This is a genomic window from Salmonella sp. SAL00670, from assembly GCF_046552235.1.
GTDB lineage: Bacteria > Pseudomonadota > Gammaproteobacteria > Enterobacterales > Enterobacteriaceae > Salmonella > Salmonella enterica.
This window is the reverse complement of sequence record NZ_JBGDUO010000010.1, coordinates 60,692-82,495: the sequence shown is the minus strand read 5'-3', so window position 1 is coordinate 82,495 and position 21,804 is coordinate 60,692. Positions and strand designations below refer to the sequence as shown.

The following is a 21,804-nucleotide window of genomic DNA, read 5'->3' as shown; positions in this document are numbered from 1 at the left end:
GGTAACGCAGCGAATCCCCAGGGCTTACTGTAGTAAGTGACTGGGGTGAGTGAGGCAGCCAACGCACCTGTGGCGTGAAGTATGAAGGGAAAAGATGGGGAGTAAATAAAGCATGCCTAAGTACCGTTCCGCCACCACCACCCATGGTCGTAATATGGCGGGTGCCCGCGCGCTGTGGCGCGCCACCGGAATGACCGACAGTGATTTTGGCAAACCGATTATCGCCGTGGTGAACTCATTCACTCAGTTTGTGCCGGGTCACGTTCATCTGCGCGATCTCGGTAAGCTGGTCGCCGAACAGATTGAAGCTTCCGGCGGGGTGGCGAAAGAGTTCAACACTATTGCCGTGGATGACGGGATTGCCATGGGGCACGGGGGTATGCTCTATTCACTGCCGTCGCGCGAGCTGATCGCCGACTCCGTTGAGTACATGGTGAACGCTCACTGCGCTGACGCGATGGTGTGTATCTCCAACTGCGACAAAATCACCCCAGGGATGCTCATGGCCTCGCTGCGCCTGAATATTCCGGTGATCTTTGTCTCCGGCGGCCCGATGGAAGCCGGGAAAACCAAGCTTTCAGACAAAATTATCAAGCTGGATCTGGTTGATGCCATGATTCAGGGAGCGGACCCGAAAGTCTCTGACGATCAAAGTAACCAGGTTGAACGCTCCGCCTGTCCAACCTGCGGCTCCTGCTCCGGCATGTTTACCGCTAACTCCATGAATTGTCTGACCGAAGCGCTGGGCCTGTCGCAGCCGGGCAACGGCTCGCTGCTGGCAACTCACGCTGACCGTAAGCAGTTGTTCCTCAATGCCGGTAAGCGGATTGTTGAACTGACTAAACGCTATTACGAGCAAAACGACGAAAGTGCACTGCCGCGTAACATCGCCAGCAAAGCCGCGTTTGAAAACGCGATGACGCTGGATATCGCGATGGGCGGTTCGACCAACACCGTTCTTCACCTGCTGGCGGCGGCGCAGGAAGCGGAAATCGACTTCACCATGAGTGATATCGACAAGCTGTCCCGCAAGGTGCCGCAGCTGTGTAAAGTGGCGCCAAGTACCCAGAAATACCATATGGAAGATGTTCACCGTGCCGGCGGTGTGCTGGGTATTTTAGGCGAGCTGGATCGCGCCGGGCTGCTGAACCGCAACGTGAAAAACGTATTAGGCCTGACGCTGCCGCAAACGCTGGAACAGTACGACATCACGGTTACGCAGGACGAAGCGGTTAAAAAAATGTTCCGTGCTGGCCCTGCCGGTATCCGTACTACTCAGGCGTTCTCGCAGGATTGTCGCTGGGATTCGCTGGATGACGACCGCGCAGCGGGTTGCATCCGCTCGCTGGAATATGCCTATAGCAAAGACGGCGGTCTGGCGGTGCTGTATGGCAACTTCGCCGAAAACGGCTGCATCGTTAAAACCGCGGGCGTCGATGACAGCATCCTTAAATTCACCGGCCCGGCGAAAGTGTATGAAAGTCAGGATGAGGCGGTAGAGGCGATTCTCGGCGGCAAAGTAGTGGAAGGCGATGTAGTCGTGATCCGCTACGAAGGGCCGAAAGGCGGGCCGGGAATGCAGGAAATGCTCTATCCGACCAGTTTCCTGAAGTCGATGGGGCTGGGCAAAGCCTGCGCGCTCATCACCGATGGGCGTTTTTCCGGCGGGACTTCCGGTCTCTCTATTGGCCACGTTTCGCCGGAAGCGGCCAGCGGCGGCACTATTGCGTTGATTGAAGATGGCGACACTATTGCGATTGATATCCCGAACCGCAGCATTCAGTTGCAGTTGAGTGAGGCTGAAATCGCCGCACGCCGCGAGGCGCAGGAAGCTCGTGGCGACAAAGCCTGGACGCCGAAAAATCGTCAGCGTCAGGTTTCGTTTGCCCTGCGTGCCTACGCCAGCCTGGCGACCAGCGCCGATAAAGGCGCGGTGCGCGATAAATCGAAACTGGGAGGTTGATGATGGCGGAATCTCAACCACTGTCAGTCGCGCCGGAAGGGGCGGAGTATCTGCGCGCGGTGCTACGCGCGCCAGTATACGAAGCGGCGCAGGTGACGCCGCTGCAAAAAATGGAAAAGCTCTCGTCACGTCTGGATAACGTTATTCTCGTCAAACGCGAAGACCGGCAGCCGGTACATAGCTTTAAGCTGCGCGGCGCTTACGCGATGATGGCCGGATTGACCGAAGAACAAAAAGCCCACGGCGTGATTACCGCGTCGGCGGGCAATCATGCGCAGGGCGTGGCGTTCTCCTCCGCGCGGCTTGGCGTGAAGTCGCTGATCGTCATGCCAAAAGCAACGGCGGATATTAAAGTCGATGCGGTACGCGGTTTTGGCGGCGAAGTGCTGTTGCACGGCGCTAATTTTGATGAAGCGAAAGCGAAAGCTATTGAACTGGCGCAGCAGCAGGGTTTTACCTGGGTGCCGCCGTTTGATCACCCAATGGTGATCGCCGGGCAGGGCACGCTGGCGCTGGAACTGCTTCAGCAGGATTCGCATCTCGATCGTGTCTTTGTGCCGGTTGGCGGCGGCGGCCTGGCGGCGGGCGTAGCGGTACTGATCAAACAATTGATGCCGCAAATCAAAGTTATCGCCGTCGAAGCGGAGGATTCCGCCTGCCTGAAAGCGGCGTTGGAAGCCGGTCATCCAGTGGATCTCCCGCGCGTTGGGTTGTTTGCTGAAGGCGTAGCGGTAAAACGCATCGGCGACGAAACGTTCCGGCTGTGCCAGGAATATCTCGACGACATTATTACAGTCGATAGCGACGCGATCTGCGCGGCGATGAAAGACCTGTTTGAAGATGTGCGTGCGGTGGCGGAGCCCTCCGGCGCGCTGGCGCTGGCGGGGATGAAAAAATATATCGCCCAGCACAATATTCGCGGCGAACGCCTGGCGCACGTCCTTTCCGGCGCCAACGTCAACTTCCACGGCTTGCGCTATGTGTCTGAACGCTGCGAGCTGGGGGAACAGCGCGAAGCGTTACTGGCGGTGACCATTCCGGAAGAAAAGGGGAGCTTTCTCAAATTCTGCCAGTTGCTTGGCGGGCGTATGGTCACCGAATTTAACTACCGTTTTGCCGACGCGAAAAATGCCTGTATTTTTGTTGGCGTACGCGTCAGTCAGGGGCTGGAGGAGCGAAAAGAGATTATCACCCAACTGTGCGACGGCGGTTATAGCGTAGTGGATCTCTCCGACGATGAAATGGCGAAGCTGCATGTGCGCTATATGGTCGGCGGACGCCCCTCCAAGCCATTACAGGAGCGTTTGTATAGTTTCGAATTTCCGGAGTCGCCCGGCGCGTTGCTCAAATTCCTGCATACGCTTGGCACGCACTGGAATATTTCGCTATTCCATTACCGTAGCCACGGTACCGATTATGGCCGCGTGCTGGCGGCGTTCGAGTTAGGCGATCATGAGCCGGATTTCGAAACCCGGCTGCATGAGCTGGGCTATGAATGCCATGATGAGAGCAATAACCCGGCGTTCCGGTTCTTTCTGGCGGGTTAATTCAGCGTTTAGTTTTTCGGGCCCACAAAGTAAAGTGGGCCTGATATCCAGATATTATCTTCCCTCAGTTATTGGGCTTTTCTGCCAGCCCGGAGCATCCACTCATTTCATTTTGCGAGACGTTTTCCAGAAGGCGCCCAATCTGCTTGTGGTGAAACTCGGCTCACCATATCGTTAGCACCGCCATCACTTGCACCTGCTAAAAACAATGTATAAAATTTTATACGCAAGGATGTTATGTTACTCACCCGAGCTCTCTCCAATGAAAAAGAAATTCGATGAGTGGGATCTTCTCTGGAGGATCTCCTGGCTTTTCCCATAACGGTACGTAAAGCAGTCGGTTATCAGCTTCACAAAATTCAGTATGGAATTGAACCCGATGACTGGAAACCGTTTTCAGAAATTGGGGCTGGGGTAAATGAAATTCGTATTCGTGACAACAATGGTATCTATCGCGTTATGTATGTCGCTAAGTTTGAAGAAGCACTCTACGTTTTGCATAGTTTCCAAAAACAGACGCAACAAACCAGTCAGCATGATAAAAACATCGCCAGAACGCGTTATAACCGGGTGGTGCAACAACGGAGAAACAGCTTGTGATTGCCAAAACTGATAGTGATATTCGCCATGTGACGCCATCTGGCGGTAATGTTTTTGCTGATTTGGGGTTTCATAAGCAGGACGCAGAAAAGTTTTACGCTGATTCCCTGAATGAAATCGAAAACACGTTAGCCATTAAACAACAGCTAATGGAAGAAATTACCCTCTGGATTACGCAAAACCAGATGAAGCAAGCCGAGGTTGCTACAGTTTTGCATATATCCCGACCGCGCGTTTCGGATGTCGTCAACAAGAAATGCAGCAAATTCACCATTGATGCTCTGGTGAATATGCTTAGCCGTATTGGGAAGCCTGTTCGGGTAATGGTAGGGCCGTAAAACTAATTCGGTAAAATCTTCCAGAACGCATCAATTAGCGGCTCATGCAGCCGCTTTTTTTGCGCGCAGACGCCAAGTTCAAACGGCGTTTTTTCATCGCTGCGTTCTAAAATCATCACCCGGTTGCGCACTGGCTCCGGGCTGTTTTCCAGCACCACTTCCGGCAGCAGCGCCACGCCGCAGCCCAGCGCCACCATTGAGACCATCGCTTCGTGACCGCCGACGGTGGCGTAAATCTGCGGATTGCTGATTTTATGGCGGCGAAACCACAGCTCAATACGGCGGCGTACCGGCCCCTGATCGGCCATGATAAATGGCACCGTCGACCAGTCGGGCTTATCAACCGAAACCTGATTGCGCACCGGGCAGGGCAGCGCCGGGGCGATCAGCACCACCGCCAGATTTTCCAGCATCGAAAACGCCACTGCGCCCGGTAGCGTTTCTGGTTTGCCGGCGATTGCCAGGTCCGCTTCTCCCGTTACCACCTTTTCCATCGCATCGGCAGCATCTCCGGTCGTCAATTTGATTTCAACAGAAGGGTGTTCGGCGCGAAAACGGTCGAGGATCGGCGGCAGATGACTGTATGCCGCGGTCACTGAACAGAAGATATGGAGTTCGCCGGAAAGGGACGGCCCCTGCTGATCGAGGGTATGGCGCAACTGCTGATATTGCAAAAGCGTCTGTTGGGCAAACACTCGCAGCTCTTCGCCGGCTTCGGTCAGCGTGACCGTGCGGTTATCGCGCACAAACAGCGGCTGGCCGAGATCTTCTTCCAGCCGCTGAATCTGCCGGGAGAGCGTGGAGGGGCTGACGTGCATCGCCCGCGCGCTGCGGCCAAAGTGGCGGCTTTCCGCCAGATGCAGGAAGGTTTTTAGATCGCGTAAATCCACAGACAGACCTCCGGTTTTTGACGTTGCATAAACCGCAACATAACGTTGTGAATATATCAATTTCCGCAATAAATTTCCTGTTGTAATGTGGGTTCATTCGCACAGATAGCAATCTGTAAACCGAACAATAAGCGCGACACACAACATCACGGAGTACACCATCATGGCTAACTACTTTAATACACTGAATCTGCGCCAGCAGCTGGCGCAGCTGGGTAAATGCCGCTTTATGGGCCGCGACGAATTCGCCGACGGCGCGAGCTACCTGCAGGGTAAAAAAGTGGTCATCGTCGGCTGTGGCGCTCAGGGTCTGAACCAGGGCCTGAACATGCGTGACTCCGGTCTGGATATTTCCTACGCCCTGCGTAAAGAAGCTATTGCTGAGAAGCGCGCCTCCTGGCGTAAAGCGACCGAAAACGGTTTCAAAGTAGGCACCTACGAAGAGCTGATCCCGCAGGCTGACCTGGTGGTTAACCTGACGCCGGACAAACAGCACTCCGACGTTGTACGTTCTGTACAGCCGCTGATGAAAGACGGCGCAGCGCTGGGCTACTCCCACGGCTTCAACATCGTGGAAGTGGGAGAGCAGATCCGTAAAGACATCACCGTGGTGATGGTGGCGCCGAAGTGTCCGGGTACCGAAGTGCGTGAAGAATACAAACGTGGTTTCGGCGTGCCGACGCTGATCGCCGTTCACCCGGAAAACGACCCGAAAGGCGAAGGCATGGCGATTGCTAAAGCCTGGGCAGCGGCCACCGGCGGTCACCGTGCGGGTGTACTGGAATCTTCTTTCGTGGCGGAAGTGAAATCCGACCTGATGGGCGAGCAGACCATCCTGTGCGGTATGTTGCAGGCCGGTTCTCTGCTGTGCTTCGACAAGCTGGTGGCAGAAGGCACCGACCCGGCATACGCCGAAAAACTGATTCAGTTCGGCTGGGAAACCATCACCGAAGCGCTGAAGCAGGGCGGCATCACTCTGATGATGGACCGTCTGTCTAACCCGGCGAAACTGCGTGCTTACGCGCTGTCTGAACAGCTGAAAGAGATCATGGCGCCGCTGTTCCAGAAACACATGGATGACATCATCTCCGGCGAATTCTCTTCCGGCATGATGGCTGACTGGGCTAACGACGATAAGAAACTGCTGACCTGGCGTGAAGAGACCGGTAAAACCGCGTTCGAAACCGCGCCGCAGTTTGAAGGTAAAATCGGCGAGCAGGAGTACTTCGATAAAGGCGTGCTGATGATCGCGATGGTGAAAGCGGGCGTTGAGCTGGCGTTCGAAACCATGGTCGATTCCGGCATCATCGAAGAATCCGCTTACTACGAATCACTGCACGAACTGCCGCTGATCGCGAACACCATCGCCCGTAAGCGTCTGTATGAAATGAACGTGGTTATCTCTGATACCGCAGAATACGGTAACTACCTGTTCTCTTACGCTTGCGTACCGCTGCTGAAACCGTTTATGGCGGAATTGCAACCGGGCGATCTGGGTAGTGCTATCCCGGAAGGCGCGGTAGACAACGCACAGCTTCGCGACGTGAACGACGCGATTCGTAGCCATGCGATTGAGCAGGTAGGTAAGAAACTGCGCGGCTATATGAAGGATATGAAGCGTATTGCGGTAGCGGGTTGATATACCTTGTCGGGTGGTGCTAGCGCTTACCCGACCTACAAAATCAAGCAGACGATGTAGGCCGGGTAAGGCGTAGCCGCCACCCGGCTTTTTATTTGCGATACAATACCTTAATGATGTGATAACCGAACTGGGTGTGCAATGGGCCGGTTGGCTCCAGTACCGGGCAGGAAAAGACTACTTTATCGAATGCCGGAACCATCTGGCCCTGACGAAATTCGCCTAAATGACCGCCTTTTTTACCGGATGGGCAGATAGAATGCTTCTTCGCCAGCTTCTCAAAATCGCCGCCGTTTTTAATTTGCTCCAGAAGATCCAATGCCAGTTTCTCTTCTTTTACAAGGATATGCAGTGCTGCTGCCATTTTTGCCATTATTGTGTTCTCACGTCGCAAAGATTGGCCGTCACTTTATCACTCCTTAGGCCGTCAGACATATACTCTTCGCCATTACAGGACAGATGTCCCGCCTGATTTAATGAACCGGGAGATAAGCGGCATTTTTAGCAGGCGTATTTCGGATGTGCGGGACGGCGGTCCTGTCCTTTCTGACAAGGGGCGAGATACCATGAACATAATGAAAAACGCAGAATTTCCAGACGACTGGCTTTTAGGGCTACGCCAGGTCGTACGCGACCCAGTGCTCTATGAATTACTCAAATACTGCCCGTTGGAAATCATGCAGTACAGGGCGTTTATGCGATGTCGCTTGAGTATGTTCTGCTGACGGCGATCGCGTTAATGGGTTCTTTCAGTTGGATCAAGAGCGCACAGCGTAATGGCTATACGCCGCTTGCCGCCAGAGCCTGCTGATTGACCTTTTCCAGGCTGCCTGAAAAAGCAGCCTGGTCTTCTCTGGGCCTCGCTTTCTGCTACAATCCCTCCCCCGTTCGAAGATTGAGCACTATTCCCATGCGTTTAAATCCCGGCCAACAACACGCTGTCGAATTCGTCACCGGACCCTGCCTGGTGCTGGCAGGAGCGGGTTCTGGTAAAACTCGCGTAATTACCAATAAAATCGCCCACCTGATCCGCGGATGCGGCTATCAGGCCCGGCATATTGCGGCGGTGACGTTTACCAACAAGGCAGCGCGCGAAATGAAAGAACGCGTCGGGCAGACGCTCGGCCGTAAGGAAGCGCGCGGTTTGATGATCTCCACCTTTCATACGCTAGGGCTGGATATTATTAAGCGCGAGTACGCTGCGCTGGGGATGAAATCGAACTTTTCATTGTTTGACGATACCGACCAGGTCGCCTTGCTCAAAGAGCTGACCGAAGGCCTGATCGAAGACGACAAGGTTCTGTTGCAACAGCTGATCTCCACGATCTCCAACTGGAAAAACGATCTCAAAACGCCTGCGCAGGCGGCGGCCGGGGCGAAAGGCGAACGCGATCGTATTTTTGCCCACTGCTACGGGCTTTACGACGCCCATATGAAGGCATGTAACGTTCTCGATTTTGATGATTTGATTTTGCTGCCGACGCTGCTGCTGCAACGCAATGACGAGGTGCGCGAGCGCTGGCAGAATAAAATTCGTTATCTGCTGGTGGATGAATATCAGGATACTAACACCAGCCAGTATGAGTTGGTTAAGCTGCTGGTCGGGCAACGCGCGCGCTTTACGGTCGTGGGCGATGACGATCAGTCTATCTACTCCTGGCGCGGGGCGCGTCCGCAAAACCTGGTGTTACTGAGCCAGGATTTTCCGGCGCTGCAGGTGATTAAGCTGGAGCAAAACTATCGTTCTTCGGGCCGCATCCTGAAAGCGGCAAATATTCTCATCGCCAACAATCCGCACGTCTTTGAAAAGCGCCTCTTTTCCGAGCTCGGTTACGGCGCGGAACTCAAAGTGTTAAGCGCAAACAATGAAGAGCATGAAGCTGAGCGCGTTATCGGCGAACTGATTGCCCATCACTTTGTGAACAAGACCCAGTACAAGGATTACGCCATTCTGTATCGCGGGAATCATCAGTCGCGGGTATTTGAAAAATTCCTCATGCAGAACCGCATTCCGTACAAAATTTCCGGCGGCACCTCATTCTTCTCCCGTCCGGAGATTAAAGACCTGCTGGCCTACCTGCGGGTGTTGACCAACCCGGATGATGACAGCGCTTTCCTGCGCATCGTGAATACGCCAAAACGCGAAATCGGTCCGGCTACTCTGCAAAAGCTGGGTGAATGGGCAATGACGCGTAATAAAAGCCTGTTTACCGCCAGCTTTGATATGGGACTTAGCCAAAAGCTGACCGGACGTGGTTACGATTCATTGACGCGTTTTACCCACTGGCTGGGGGAAATCCAGCGTCTGGCCGAACGCGAGCCTGTCGCCGCCGTGCGCGATCTCATCCACGGTATTGACTATGAGTCCTGGTTGTACGAAACCTCGCCGAGCCCCAAAGCGGCGGAAATGCGTATGAAAAACGTTAACCAGCTCTTTAGCTGGATGACTGAGATGCTGGAAGGCAACGAACTCGATGAGCCGATGACGCTGACCCAGGTGGTTACACGCTTTACGCTGCGCGATATGATGGAGCGTGGCGAGAGCGAAGAAGAGCTGGATCAGGTACAGTTGATGACGCTTCATGCATCGAAAGGACTGGAATTCCCGTATGTCTATATGGTGGGAATGGAAGAAGGATTTTTGCCGCATCAAAGCAGCATTGACGAAGATAATATTGAGGAAGAGCGTCGGCTGGCCTATGTCGGGATCACTCGTGCGCAGAAAGAGCTCACCTTTACATTATGTAAAGAGCGCCGTCAGTATGGGGAACTGGTGCGCCCGGAACCCAGTCGCTTCCTGTTAGAACTGCCGCAGGATGATTTAATCTGGGAGCAGGAGCGCAAAGTGGTAAGCGCTGAGGAGCGAATGCAAAAAGGGCAAAGTCACCTGGCTAATCTGAAAGCCATGATGGCGGCAAAGCGAGCGAAATCGTAGGCCGGATAAGCGAAGCGTCATCCGGCAATCAGACTACGGTTAGCGAACGTCCAGCGGCCAGTGTACATAGCTTTGCCACTGGCTTTCCTGATCAATCAACTCTTTACCCAGCGGGTGATGCGCCAGCCAGTCGCCAGGCAAGGTTAACGTCAGATTTTCATTTAGCGCCTGTAGCGTAATTTCTGGTACCAGATCGTCACGACGGCGACCGGCAAAAAGAATCGCCAGTCGCAGCAAACGGCATAGCTGTTCCGCAACACGGGGCGGTACCGCGTTTTGCTGATGAAGCGAAGAGAGATCGACCGGATTGGTCTGATTCAGTAAGAGGGTGGCGAGCAACTTTTTCTGCGCGGGCGTATAGCCAGGCAGATCCAAATGGCGTACTAAATAGGCGGCATGATAGGGCGCCTGTTTAAAATCAACGCTCAGACCGATCTCATGCAACTGGCAAGCGCTAAGCAACAGTTCACGACTGATAGGTTCAATATGCCAGGCATTTTCTACCTGTTTGAGGAAGTTATCTGCCAGCTTCGCTACGCGGTTCGCCTGATCGGTATCGACGATAAACCGACGCTGAATGTTTCGCAGCGTGCGGCTGCGGATATCCTGATCTACCGCCAGATGCAACATCCCATACACCAGCCCTTCGCGTAACGCGCCGCCTGCCAGCGTCATGCTCTGGATGTTCAGCTCGGTAAATATCGCGATCAGAATAGCCAGCCCGCTTGGGAAAACCAGCGCGCGCTCCAGCGTCAGGCCTTCGATTTCCAGCTCTTCCAGACGCCCGCACTGTATCGCGCGTTGTTTTAGCTGCTGCAGTTTGGCGAGCGTAATGCGCTCGTCCATCCCCTGCGCCATCATGATTTCCTGCAATGCCTGTACGGTGCCGGAGGCACCCACGCAGACCTTCCAGCCATGAAAACGCAGTTCATCGGCGACCGGACGCAGTACATCGCGCGCGGCCTTCTCCGCATCATCAAAGTTTTCTTGCGCCAGATTACGATCGCTAAAATAGCGTTCAAGCCACGTTACGCAGCCCATCGACAGGCTAAATAGCGACGTGGTTTGCGCGCCAGTGCCGGTAACCAGTTCAGTGCTGGCGCCGCCGATATCCACCACCAGTCGCTGATCTGCGCCGCCGGTGGTATGAGCGACCCCCTGATAAATCAGCCGCGCCTCTTCTTCGCCGCTGATAACCTGCACCGGACAACCAAGGATAGTCTGCGCTTTCGCGATAAATTCACCCGCATTAACGGCGAGACGCAATGTTGCGGTGGCAACCACGCGGATTTGCGGCTGCGGGATATCCTGCAAACGTTCAGCAAACAGACGCAGGCATTGCCAGCCGCGTTCCATCGCTTCGGCTGAAAGGTGGTTGTCGTTGTTCAGACCCGCGGCCAGACGCACCTTACGTTTTATTCGGGTCAGCGTCTGGATGCTTCCCGCCGCCTCGCGCACGACCAGCATATGAAAACTATTGGAACCGAGATCAATGGCGGCATACAACGAGGTGGAATTCATACACTTCATCCTTCAACCTGTATCCGTGTTGGCTGCGTACACTCCCCTGAATCATTTACTAAAGTACGCTCATCGGGATTTGTTTTCTTGCCGCCTTGATACAGGCTAAATGATTTTGTGTATGGCATAACTTTTCTTAACCTGAACGACGACGATTACGCGGAGCGCCAGCACGACGCGGACCATTGCCAGGACGCGAACGCGTCAGGCGCAACGGCTTGGGTAGATCGTTCATGAGCGCTTCCGGATTGTATTTGCTGACCGGAATCGAGTGGCCGATATAGCTCTCAATGGCGGGCAGATTCAGCGCATACTCTTCGCAAGCCAGGCTGATGGAATGCCCGCTGGCGCCAGCGCGACCGGTACGACCGATACGGTGAACATAGTCTTCACAATCGTCTGGCAGATCGTAGTTAAAGACGTGCGTTACGGCGGGGATATGCAACCCGCGCGCCGCGACATCGGTCGCCACAAGAATATCCAGATCGCCGCGGGTGAACTCATCCAGAATCCGCAGGCGCTTTTTCTGCGCGACGTCGCCGGTCAGCAGACCAACACGATGGCCATCTGCCGCCAGATGTCCCCAGATATCTTCGCAACGATGCTTGGTGTTGGCGAAAATAATGGCGCGATCCGGCCACTCTTCTTCGATCAGCGTTTGCAGTAAACGCATTTTCTCTTCATTAGAGGGGTAGAAAAGCTCTTCTTTAATGCGGTGGCCGGTCTTTTGCTCCGGTTCCACTTCAACATATTCGGCGTTGTTCATCTGTTCAAACGCCAGCTCGCGAACCCGATAAGACAGGGTGGCGGAGAACAACATGTTCAGACGCTGCGCAGCCGGCGGCATACGACGGAACAGCCAGCGGATATCTTTAATAAAGCCCAAATCGTACATGCGATCGGCTTCATCGAGTACGACGACCTGAATGGCGCCGAGGTTAATGTGATTTTGTTTGGCGTAGTCGATCAGTCGGCCCGTCGTACCAATAAGAATATCAACGCCGCTTTCCAGCACTTTAAGCTGCTTGTCGTAACCATCGCCGCCGTAAGCCAAGCCTAATTTTAAGCCTGTCGCTTGCGCCAACGGCTCCGCGTCTGCGTGAATTTGTACGGCTAATTCACGCGTCGGCGCCATGATCAGCGCGCGCGGCTGGTTCACCTTGCGATCGTCGATCGCGGGATGAGAAAGTAAATAATGAAACGTTGACGTCAGAAACGCCATCGTTTTCCCGGTACCGGTTTGCGCCTGCCCTGCAACGTCACGACCCGCCAGCGTTAGCGGAAGGGCCAGTGCCTGAATGGGCGTACAATTATAAAACCCTTTTTTTTCAAGGGCTTCAACCACCTGTGGGTGCAGGGCGAAGTCGGAAAACTTCTGTTCTGTTAAATGTGTTTTGCTCATAGTGTGGTAGAATATCAGCTTACTATTGCTTTACGAAAGCGTATCCGGTGAAATAAAGTCAACCTTTGTTGGCGAAGTTAACATCAGCACCTCGTTGGTTAATGCTACACCAACACGCCAGGCTTATTCCTGTGGAGTTATATATGAGCGATAAAATTATTCACCTGACTGACGACAGTTTTGACACGGATGTACTCAAAGCGGACGGGGCTATCCTCGTTGATTTCTGGGCAGAGTGGTGCGGGCCGTGTAAAATGATCGCTCCGATTCTGGATGAAATCGCTGACGAATATCAGGGCAAATTGACCGTTGCCAAACTGAACATTGACCAGAACCCTGGTACTGCGCCTAAATATGGCATCCGCGGTATTCCGACTCTGCTGCTGTTTAAAAACGGCGAAGTGGCGGCAACCAAAGTAGGCGCACTGTCTAAAGGTCAGTTGAAAGAGTTTCTCGACGCCAATCTGGCGTAATACCTTTTATACGTCGAATGACAAAGGCGCTGTATGGTCAGGCGTCTGTCATTCGACGAATGATTAAGGTATCAGGCAGTTTCGTGGCGTCTGTTGTCCTTACGTTATTCTTAAATTGTCAGGATCTCTGGACGCCCGGTCTGAGTCGTGCTAAGTTAGTATTGACTTCGAATTAAACATACCTTATTAAGTTTGAATCTGGTTTTATCCGTCACTTCCCGTTTTTTCTCGCACGAGAAGTGGAAAGATTCCTGGCTCTTCGCTCATTCCGTCTTGTCGTTTCAGTTCTGCGTACTTTCCTGTGACCAGACAGCGAACAGACATGAGTTGATAGCCGTAAACAGGCATGGATGACCCTGCCATACCATTCACAACATTAAGTTCGAGATTTACCCCAAGTTTAAGAACTCACACCATTATGAATCTTACCGAATTAAAGAATACGCCGGTTTCTGAGCTGATCACTCTCGGCGAAAGTATGGGGCTGGAAAACCTGGCCCGTATGCGCAAGCAGGACATTATTTTTGCCATCCTGAAGCAGCACGCAAAGAGTGGCGAAGATATCTTTGGCGACGGTGTGCTGGAGATATTGCAGGATGGATTTGGTTTCCTCCGTTCTGCAGACAGCTCCTACCTCGCCGGTCCTGATGATATCTACGTTTCCCCCAGCCAAATCCGCCGTTTCAACCTCCGCACTGGTGATACCATTTCTGGTAAGATTCGCCCGCCGAAAGAAGGTGAACGCTATTTTGCGCTGTTGAAAGTTAACGAAGTTAACTACGACAAACCGGAAAACGCCCGTAACAAAATCCTCTTTGAGAACTTAACCCCGCTGCACGCAAACTCTCGTCTGCGTATGGAGCGTGGTAACGGTTCTACCGAAGACTTAACGGCGCGCGTTTTGGATCTGGCTTCGCCGATCGGTCGCGGCCAGCGCGGTCTGATTGTCGCGCCGCCGAAAGCGGGTAAAACCATGCTGCTGCAGAACATCGCGCAGAGCATCGCGTATAACCACCCAGACTGCGTGCTGATGGTGCTGCTGATTGACGAACGTCCGGAAGAAGTAACCGAGATGCAGCGTCTGGTGAAAGGCGAAGTGGTTGCGTCTACCTTTGACGAACCGGCATCCCGCCACGTTCAGGTTGCCGAAATGGTTATCGAGAAGGCGAAACGTCTGGTTGAACACAAGAAAGACGTTATCATCCTGCTCGACTCCATCACCCGTCTGGCGCGTGCCTACAACACCGTGGTGCCGGCTTCCGGTAAAGTACTGACCGGTGGTGTGGACGCTAACGCCCTGCATCGTCCGAAGCGTTTCTTCGGTGCGGCGCGTAACGTGGAAGAGGGCGGTAGCCTGACTATCATCGCGACGGCGCTGATCGATACCGGTTCCAAGATGGACGAAGTTATCTACGAAGAGTTTAAAGGCACCGGTAACATGGAGCTGCATCTCTCGCGTAAGATTGCTGAAAAACGTGTCTTCCCGGCTATCGACTACAACCGTTCCGGTACCCGTAAAGAAGAGCTGCTCACCACTCAGGAAGAGCTGCAGAAAATGTGGATCCTGCGTAAAATCATCCATCCGATGGGTGAGATTGACGCGATGGAATTCCTCATTAACAAACTGGCGATGACCAAAACTAATGACGACTTTTTCGAGATGATGAAGCGCTCATAACCTGGTCTTTACCTGAAAACGCCACGTTTTTACGTGGCGTTTTTGTTTTGCGATTCATCCTGGCGTCATGTCATATAAACTGGTCATCGGGATATGCGCTACAGAGTAACACCATGCACAATACACATTGTTTGCGGTAAAAAGTGTAATGTTCTAACAGGTCTCTTCTAGGAGCTGGCGTAACGCATTATACTTTAAGGAAATGATATATGCTGAGAGCACATACACTGTGAAGTTACTCACCGCTTTATCTGAGCTAATCAGTATTTTTTTATTCACGACCATTTTTATTTTTCTTGCGCGAAAAGTAGCCATAAAAATTGGTTTAGTGGATAAACCAAACTTTCGTAAACGACATCAGGGCGTTATCCCATTAGTCGGCGGGATTTCTGTGTTTGCAGGAATCTGCTTTATGTTTGGCCTCTCGGATTACTACATACCGCACTTATCGCTATATCTTATTTGCGCTGGTGTATTGGTTTTTGTTGGTGCGATGGATGACCGTTTTGATATCAGTGTAAAAATTCGTGCTGTGGTTCAGGCTGTTATTGCGGTTGTAATGATGGTTATCGCAAAACTTCACTTAGGTAGCCTTGGTTACATCTTTGGGCCTTGGGAGTTAGTGCTTGGCCCCTTTGGCTATTTCCTTACTCTGTTTGCGGTATGGGCGGCGATCAACGCTTTCAATATGGTGGACGGTATTGACGGCCTGCTGGGTGGGTTATCCAGCGTCTCATTTGCGGCGATGGGGCTGATTTTATGGTTTGATGGTCAGACTAGTCTGGCAATGTGGTGCTTTGCCATGATCGCCGCGATTCTGCCTTACATTATGCTTAATCTCGGTATTTTGGGGCGGCGTTACAAAGTCTTTATGGGCGATGCCGGTAGTACACTGATTGGCTTTACCGTCATCTGGCTCTTACTGGAAACGACGCAGGGGAAAACTCACTCTATCAGCCCGGTTACCGCGCTATGGATTATCGCTATTCCATTGATGGATATGGTGGCGATTATGTATCGCCGTCTGCGTAAAGGGATGAGCCCCTTTTCCCCTGATCGCCAACATATTCATCATTTGGTTATGCGAGCAGGGTTTACTTCCCGCCAGGCATTTGTTCTTATTACGCTCGCAGCGGCGATTCTGGCGGGAGTAGGCGTAACGGCAGAATACTCTCATTTTGTTCCTGAATGGGTTATGTTGGTGCTCTTTTTGCTAGCATTCTTCCTCTATGGCTACTGCATTAAGCGGGCCTGGAAGGTGGCGAGATTTATTAAGCGTGTGAAGCGTCGCCTGCGCAGGCAACGTGAGAACCGGCCAAACTTAACCAAGTAAATGAGGATACGATGACACAACCATTACCGGGGGCACGCGCGGTGAGCGCTGAAAATGAACTGGATATTCGCGGGTTGTTTCGTACTTTATGGGCTGGCAAATTCTGGATTATCGGCATTGGCCTGCTATTTGCCCTTATCGCGTTAGCCTATACCTTTTTTGCTCGTCAGGAGTGGAGTGCGACGGCGATCACCGATCGCCCAACCGTAAATATGTTGGGCGGTTATTACTCCCAGCAGCAGTTTCTGCGCAACCTGGATATTAAGACCGATCCTGCTTCTTCCGATAAACCCTCAGTGATGGATGAAGCGTATAAAGAGTTCATCATGCAACTTGCCTCCTGGGATACGCGTCGCGATTTCTGGTTACAGACGGACTATTACAAGCAGCGAATGGTCGGGAATAGCAAAGCTGATGCGGCGATGCTTGATGAACTGATCAATAACATACAGTTTACGCCCGGCGATTTTACACGCGCCATCAACGACAATGTGAAGCTGATTGCTGAAACTGCGCCGGACGCCAATAATCTGCTGCGTCAGTATGTCGCATTCGCCAGCCAGCGGGCGGCGAGCCATCTGAATGATGAATTAAAAGGTGCCTGGGCTGCGCGTACCGTGCAGATGAAAGCCCAGGTCAAACGGCAGGAGGAGGTTGCGAAAGCGATCTATTCGCGTCGTGTAAACAGTATTGAGCAGGCGCTCAAAATTGCGGAACAACATAATATTTCTCGTAGCGCGACGGATGTCCCGGCGGATGAATTACCGGACTCAGAGCTTTTTTTACTCGGTCGCCCTATGTTGCAGGCGCGTCTTGAAAATCTGCAAGCGGTTGGCCCTGCGTTCGATTTGGACTACTTTCAAAATCGGGCAATGTTGAATACGCTTAATGTGGGGCCGACCCTGGACCCTCGTTTTCAGACCTATCGTTATTTGCGTACGCCGGAAGAACCGGTAAAACGTGATAGCCCACGCCGAGCCTTCCTGATGATCATGTGGGGTATCGTTGGGGCGCTAATCGGTGCGGGCGTTGCCTTAACCCGTCGCCGCACGATTTAGCAACACCTCTGCAGTAGGGGGCTGGGCCCCTACTGTCTATTCGAAGAGAATCGATGTGAAAGTACTGACTGTATTTGGTACACGACCGGAGGCCATTAAGATGGCGCCTCTGGTCCATGCGCTGGAAAAAGATCCTCATTTCGAGGCCAAAGTATGCGTTACTGCGCAGCATCGGGAGATGCTTGATCAGGTATTAACTCTTTTTTCTATTGTGCCTGATTACGATCTCAACATTATGCAGCCGGGACAGGGGTTGACGGAAATTACCTGCCGAATTCTGGAGGGATTAAAGCCGATCCTGGCAGATTTTAAACCTGATGTGGTGCTGGTTCATGGCGATACCACCACTACGATTGCTACCAGCCTGGCGGCTTTCTATCAACGAATTCCGGTAGGGCACGTAGAAGCCGGGTTGCGAACCGGCGATCTCTATTCCCCCTGGCCGGAAGAGGCAAACCGCACGCTGACCGGACATCTGGCGATGTACCACTTTGCGCCGACGGAAAACTCGCGGCAGAATCTGTTGCGGGAGAACATTCCGGATGAGCGCATTTTTGTCACTGGCAATACCGTTATCGACGCGCTGATCTGGGTACGCGATCGCGTTCTGACGAGCGATACATTACAGGCTGAACTGGCCGAGCAGTATCCTTTCCTCAACGCGAATAAGAAGATGATTTTGGTGACCGGTCATCGGCGTGAAAGCTTTGGTCAGGGCTTTGAGCATATCTGCCAGGCGCTGGCGGAAATCGCCGCCGCGAACCAGAATGTGCAAATTGTCTATCCGGTGCATCTCAATCCCAACGTCAGCGAACCTGTCAACCGTATCCTCGGCCATGTTGAAAACGTGGTACTGATTGAGCCGCAGGACTACTTACCTTTTGTCTGGCTGATGAATCACGCCTGGCTCATTCTGACCGATTCCGGCGGTATTCAGGAAGAAGCGCCGTCATTAGGTAAGCCGGTATTGGTCATGCGTGAAACCACAGAGCGTCCGGAAGCCATTACCGCTGGTACGGTAAGACTGATCGGCACGGACTCCCGGCGCATTGTGGCGGAAGTTATGCGTCTGCTGCACGACGAAAATGAATATCAAACCATGAGCCGCGCCCATAATCCTTATGGTGACGGGCAATCATGCGCGCGCATTTTACAGGCGTTAAAAAGTTATCGGGTATCGTTATGAGTTTTACGACCATTTCTGTTATTGGGCTGGGGTATATCGGATTACCGACTGCGGCCGCTTTTGCTTCCCGCCAGAAGCAGGTTATCGGCGTGGATATCAACCAACATGCGATAGACACCATAAATCGCGGTGAAATTCACATCGTGGAGCCGGCGTTGGGCAATGTGGTGAAGATGGCGGTGGAGGGTGGCTTTCTGCGTGCGACGACGACACCTGTCGAGGCCGATGCGTACCTGATTGCCGTGCCGACGCCATTCAAAGGCGAGCACGACCCTGACATGGCCTATGTGGAAGCCGCGGCAAAATCCATTGCGCCGGTATTAAAAAAAGGGGCACTGGTGATTCTGGAATCAACATCGCCGGTCGGCGCAACGGAGCAAATGGCTGGCTGGCTGGCCGGGATGCGCCCGGATCTGACCTTTCCCCAGCAGGCGGGCGAGCAGGCCGACGTGAATATCGCCTATTGTCCGGAGCGTGTGCTGCCGGGTCAGGTGATGCTGGAACTCATTAAAAATGACCGCGTGATTGGCGGTATGACGCCAGTATGTTCGGCTCGCGCCAGCGCGCTGTACAAAATTTTCCTTGAGGGCGAATGCGTTGTCACCAACTCGCGCACCGCAGAGATGTGCAAGCTGACGGAAAATAGCTTCCGTGATGTGAATATCGCCTTTGCGAATGAATTGTCGCTGATTTGCGCCGAACAGGGGATTAACGTCTGGGAATTGATCCGTCTGGCGAACCGCCATCCGCGCGTCAATATTTTGCAGCCGGGCCCAGGCGTTGGCGGGCACTGCATTGCGGTCGATCCGTGGTTTATTGTGGCGCAAAATCCGCAGCAGGCGAGACTGATTCGCACCGCGCGTGAAGTGAATGACGGCAAACCGCACTGGGTGGTCGATCAGGTAAAAGCCGCGGTCGCAGATTACCTGGCGGCCACCGATAAACGCGCCAGCGAAGTGAAAATCGCCTGTTTTGGGCTGGCCTTTAAGCCGAATATCGACGATCTGCGCGAAAGCCCGGCGATGGGGATCGCGCAAAGTATCGCCCGCTGGCACAGCGGCGAAACCCTGGTCGTCGAACCGAATATCCGTCAGTTGCCGAAAAAATTGGACGGACTTTGCACGCTGGCGAAACTGGACGCGGCGCTGGCCGCCGCCGATGTGCTGGTGATGCTGGTCGATCACGACGAATTTAAAGCGATTCCCGGCGATGCGGTTCATCAACGTTATGTGGTTGATACCAAAGGGGTCTGGCGCTGATGAAACGCATTCTGGTGACCGGCGGCGCAGGCTTTATCGGATCTGCGGTGGTGCGGCATATCATCCATGAAACGGCAGACGCGGTGGTGGTGGTGGATAAACTCACCTATGCGGGCAACCTGATGTCTCTGGCATCGGTGACGCAAAGCGACCGTTTCGCCTTTGAGAAGGTGGATATCTGCGATCGGGCATCACTGGAGCGAGTCTTCCAGCAGTATCATCCCAATAGCGTGATGCACCTGGCGGCGGAAAGCCATGTAGACCGTTCCATCGACGGCCCGGCGGCGTTTATTGAAACGAATATAGTTGGTACTTACACCTTGCTGGAAGCCGCTCGCGCTTACTGGTCCGCGCTTGACGCGGACGCTAAAGCGGCGTTCCGCTTCCACCATATCTCCACCGATGAAGTGTATGGCGATCTGCATACTGCAGACGATTTCTTCACCGAAACCACGCCATATGCGCCAAGCAGCCCTTATTCCGCCTCCAAAGCCAGCAGCGACCATCTGGTACGCGCCTGGTTACGTACCTACGGTCTGCCTACGCTTGTCACCAACTGCTCTAATAACTACGGGCCCTACCATTTCCCGGAAAAACTGATCCCGCTGATGATTCTGAACGCGCTGGCGGGTAAACCATTGCCGGTCTATGGCAACGGTCAGCAAATTCGCGACTGGCTGTATGTAGAGGATCATGCCCGTGCGTTGTATCACGTGGTGACGAACGGTGCGGTGGGCGAAACGTATAATATCGGCGGTCATAACGAACGTAAAAATCTGGATGTGGTCAGGACGATCTGCGCTCTGTTGGAGGAACTGGCCCCGCAAAAACCGCAGGGTGTGGCGAATTATCACGATCTGATTACCTTCGTCGACGATCGCCCCGGCCATGACTTACGCTATGCCATCGACGCGTCGAAAATCGCCCGCGAGCTGGGCTGGACGCCGCAGGAAACCTTCGAAAGCGGGATGCGAAAAACCGTTCAGTGGTATCTCGCCAATGAGGCCTGGTGGAAACCCGTGCAGGATGGCAGTTATCAGGGCGAACGCTTAGGGCTGAAACGCTAAACGGCAGGTTCTTACTCCTGGAGGAGAAACGAATGAAAGGCATCATTCTGGCCGGAGGTTCCGGTACCCGGTTGCATCCCATTACGCGCGGCGTATCAAAGCGCCAGGGCTTCAAAATTGCCTGTCTGGAGGAGATTGCCTGGCGCAACGGCTGGCTGGATGATGATGGTTTGAAACGCGCCGCCAGTCAGCTTGAAAAAACCGGCTATGGCCAATATTTACTGGAGTTGCTCCGTGCCCGTCCGCGCCAGTATTGAACCGTTACTCTGGGAAAATACGTTCTTTGGCGTGAATAGCGGCATTGTGCGTATCGATGCCTCAGCGCCCGAATTAACGCCAGAAGCGCTGCAGGCGTGGCAACGCGTGCAGGTAAAAGTGCCGGCTGAAAACATCGCCTGGCTGTCGGCGTTGCAATCGCTGGGATTCTCTTTGGTTGAAGGCGAGGTGGATTTTGCGTTGCCGGTAAAAGGGCATCGCGACCAGCATGGCGCGGAAATTGCAAACCTTAAAGACATTCCTGCTTTGCGTCAGTTGGCCGGAGAGGCGTTTACGCAGAGTCGTTTTCGCGCGCCGTGGTATGCGCCCGACGCCAGCGTCCGTTTTTACGCCCAGTGGATTGAGAATGCGGTACGCGGCACGTTTGATCACCAATGCCTGGTGCTTCGCACGGAGACAGGCGCTATCCGCGGTTACGTCTCGCTGCGGGAATTGAATGATACCGACGCGCGCATTGGCCTGTTGGCCGGACGCGGCGCGGGAGCGGAACTTATGCAGGCGGCGATCTGTTGGGCGCAGAGTCGCGGCAAAGCAACATTGCGGGTGGCGACCCAGTTGGGCAACACCGCCGCGCTTAAACGTTACATACAAAGCGGTGCCAACATCGAAAGCACTGCGTACTGGTTATACAGGTGACAA

The 21,804-nt window shown here is 53.5% G+C and carries 20 protein-coding genes and 2 pseudogenes; 18 read left to right on the top strand and 4 right to left on the bottom strand.

The genetic code is table 11. The features are described 5' to 3' along the window. Positions 1–112: 112 nt before the first annotated feature. From ilvD to ACLJRS_RS21975, 4 genes are all read left to right on the top strand, one after another. Positions 113–1,963 (top strand): dihydroxy-acid dehydratase, encoded by a 1,851-nt coding sequence (gene ilvD, locus ACLJRS_RS21990; protein ID WP_001127436.1) that lies wholly within the window; start codon positions 113–115, stop codon positions 1,961–1,963. A 2-nt stretch (positions 1,964–1,965) separates the two neighbouring features. Beyond that, positions 1,966–3,510, top strand: a complete 1,545-nt coding sequence (ilvA, locus tag ACLJRS_RS21985) for a threonine ammonia-lyase, biosynthetic (RefSeq protein ID WP_001518457.1) — start codon at positions 1,966–1,968, stop codon at positions 3,508–3,510. Positions 3,511–3,792: 282 nt separating this feature from the next. Continuing rightward, complete coding sequence (locus ACLJRS_RS21980) at positions 3,793–4,110, top strand: type II toxin-antitoxin system RelE/ParE family toxin (protein ID WP_000535852.1); 318 nt, start codon at positions 3,793–3,795, stop codon at positions 4,108–4,110. Beyond that, positions 4,107–4,448: a helix-turn-helix domain-containing protein gene (locus ACLJRS_RS21975; RefSeq protein WP_000560824.1), complete on the top strand. Its 342-nt coding sequence runs from the start codon at positions 4,107–4,109 to the stop codon at positions 4,446–4,448. Before ACLJRS_RS21980 ends, ACLJRS_RS21975 begins: the two co-directional genes overlap by 4 nt. Positions 4,449–4,450: 2 nt before the next feature. Here ACLJRS_RS21975 and ilvY read toward each other — a convergent pair whose 3' ends face one another. Further along, positions 4,451–5,338, bottom strand: coding sequence for an HTH-type transcriptional activator IlvY (ilvY, locus tag ACLJRS_RS21970; RefSeq protein WP_000365798.1), 888 nt, complete (start codon positions 5,336–5,338; stop codon positions 4,451–4,453). Positions 5,339–5,501: 163 nt separating this feature from the next. Between ilvY and ilvC the strand changes: the two genes are divergently transcribed. Next, positions 5,502–6,977 (top strand): ketol-acid reductoisomerase, encoded by a 1,476-nt coding sequence (ilvC, locus tag ACLJRS_RS21965; protein WP_000024942.1) that lies wholly within the window; start codon positions 5,502–5,504, stop codon positions 6,975–6,977. A 91-nt stretch (positions 6,978–7,068) separates the two neighbouring features. Here the strand turns inward: ilvC and ppiC are convergent, their stop codons facing one another. Beyond that, positions 7,069–7,350: a peptidylprolyl isomerase PpiC gene (gene ppiC / locus ACLJRS_RS21960; RefSeq protein WP_001096806.1), complete on the bottom strand. Its 282-nt coding sequence runs from the start codon at positions 7,348–7,350 to the stop codon at positions 7,069–7,071. A 193-nt stretch (positions 7,351–7,543) separates the two neighbouring features. Between ppiC and ACLJRS_RS21955 the strand changes: the two are divergent. From ACLJRS_RS21955 to rep, 3 genes and pseudogenes are all read left to right on the top strand, one after another. Next, a pseudogene (locus tag ACLJRS_RS21955) lies at positions 7,544–7,699 on the top strand (Crp/Fnr family transcriptional regulator); the annotation flags it as partial. Then, positions 7,651–7,788 (top strand): annotated as a pseudogene (locus ACLJRS_RS21950) (nicotinamide riboside transporter PnuC); the annotation flags it as partial. The pseudogenes ACLJRS_RS21955 and ACLJRS_RS21950, both read left to right, overlap by 49 nt. A 99-nt stretch (positions 7,789–7,887) precedes the next feature. Then, a complete protein-coding gene (gene rep, locus ACLJRS_RS21945; protein WP_001238835.1) occupies positions 7,888–9,912 on the top strand; it encodes a DNA helicase Rep in 2,025 nt (674 codons plus the stop codon). A 39-nt stretch (positions 9,913–9,951) separates the two neighbouring features. Here rep and gppA read toward each other — a convergent pair whose 3' ends face one another. Both gppA and rhlB read right to left on the bottom strand, forming a co-directional pair. After that, on the bottom strand, positions 9,952–11,433 hold the full coding sequence (gene gppA, locus ACLJRS_RS21940) for a guanosine-5'-triphosphate,3'-diphosphate diphosphatase (protein WP_001089447.1): 1,482 nt from the start codon (positions 11,431–11,433) through the stop codon (positions 9,952–9,954). 136 nt (positions 11,434–11,569) lie between these two features. After that, a complete protein-coding gene (gene rhlB, locus ACLJRS_RS21935; RefSeq protein WP_000047525.1) occupies positions 11,570–12,835 on the bottom strand; it encodes an ATP-dependent RNA helicase RhlB in 1,266 nt (421 codons plus the stop codon). Positions 12,836–12,978: 143 nt separating this feature from the next. On the opposite strand from rhlB, the gene trxA reads away from it, so the two are divergent. From trxA to rffC, 10 genes are all read left to right on the top strand, one after another. Then, on the top strand, positions 12,979–13,308 hold the full coding sequence (gene trxA / locus ACLJRS_RS21930; RefSeq protein WP_001280776.1) for a thioredoxin TrxA: 330 nt from the start codon (positions 12,979–12,981) through the stop codon (positions 13,306–13,308). Positions 13,309–13,555: 247 nt separating this feature from the next. Next, positions 13,556–13,639 carry a rho operon leader peptide gene (locus ACLJRS_RS21925; protein ID WP_134820045.1) on the top strand — a complete coding sequence of 28 codons (84 nt, stop codon included), beginning with the start codon at positions 13,556–13,558 and terminating at the stop codon, positions 13,637–13,639. A gap of 87 nt (positions 13,640–13,726) precedes the next feature. Continuing rightward, positions 13,727–14,986 (top strand): transcription termination factor Rho, encoded by a 1,260-nt coding sequence (rho, locus tag ACLJRS_RS21920; RefSeq protein WP_001054532.1) that lies wholly within the window; start codon positions 13,727–13,729, stop codon positions 14,984–14,986. A 229-nt stretch (positions 14,987–15,215) separates the two neighbouring features. Further along, the gene (gene wecA / locus ACLJRS_RS21915; RefSeq protein ID WP_000771937.1) at positions 15,216–16,319 is read left to right on the top strand and encodes a UDP-N-acetylglucosamine--undecaprenyl-phosphate N-acetylglucosaminephosphotransferase; all 1,104 of its coding nucleotides are present in this window, start codon (positions 15,216–15,218) and stop codon (positions 16,317–16,319) included. Between the two features lie 11 nt (positions 16,320–16,330). Next, positions 16,331–17,377 carry an ECA polysaccharide chain length modulation protein gene (wzzE, locus tag ACLJRS_RS21910; RefSeq protein WP_000193413.1) on the top strand — a complete coding sequence of 349 codons (1,047 nt, stop codon included), beginning with the start codon at positions 16,331–16,333 and terminating at the stop codon, positions 17,375–17,377. A 55-nt stretch (positions 17,378–17,432) separates the two neighbouring features. Further along, entirely contained in the window at positions 17,433–18,563 is a 1,131-nt protein-coding gene (gene wecB, locus ACLJRS_RS21905) for a non-hydrolyzing UDP-N-acetylglucosamine 2-epimerase (protein WP_000866685.1), read from the top strand. After that, a complete protein-coding gene (gene wecC, locus ACLJRS_RS21900) occupies positions 18,560–19,822 on the top strand; it encodes a UDP-N-acetyl-D-mannosamine dehydrogenase (RefSeq protein ID WP_410957903.1) in 1,263 nt (420 codons plus the stop codon). The genes wecB and wecC overlap by 4 nt, the downstream gene beginning before the upstream one ends. Then, entirely contained in the window at positions 19,822–20,889 is a 1,068-nt protein-coding gene (gene rffG, locus ACLJRS_RS21895) for a dTDP-glucose 4,6-dehydratase (protein ID WP_000822152.1), read from the top strand. The genes wecC and rffG overlap by 1 nt, the downstream gene beginning before the upstream one ends. Beyond that, positions 20,832–21,146: a sugar phosphate nucleotidyltransferase gene (locus tag ACLJRS_RS21890; RefSeq protein ID WP_223149427.1), complete on the top strand. Its 315-nt coding sequence runs from the start codon at positions 20,832–20,834 to the stop codon at positions 21,144–21,146. The genes rffG and ACLJRS_RS21890 overlap by 58 nt, the downstream gene beginning before the upstream one ends. Then, the gene (gene rffC, locus ACLJRS_RS21885) at positions 21,124–21,801 is read left to right on the top strand and encodes a dTDP-4-amino-4,6-dideoxy-D-galactose acyltransferase (RefSeq protein ID WP_001145157.1); all 678 of its coding nucleotides are present in this window, start codon (positions 21,124–21,126) and stop codon (positions 21,799–21,801) included. Before ACLJRS_RS21890 ends, rffC begins: the two co-directional genes overlap by 23 nt. The last annotated feature ends 3 nt before the right edge of the window (positions 21,802–21,804 follow it).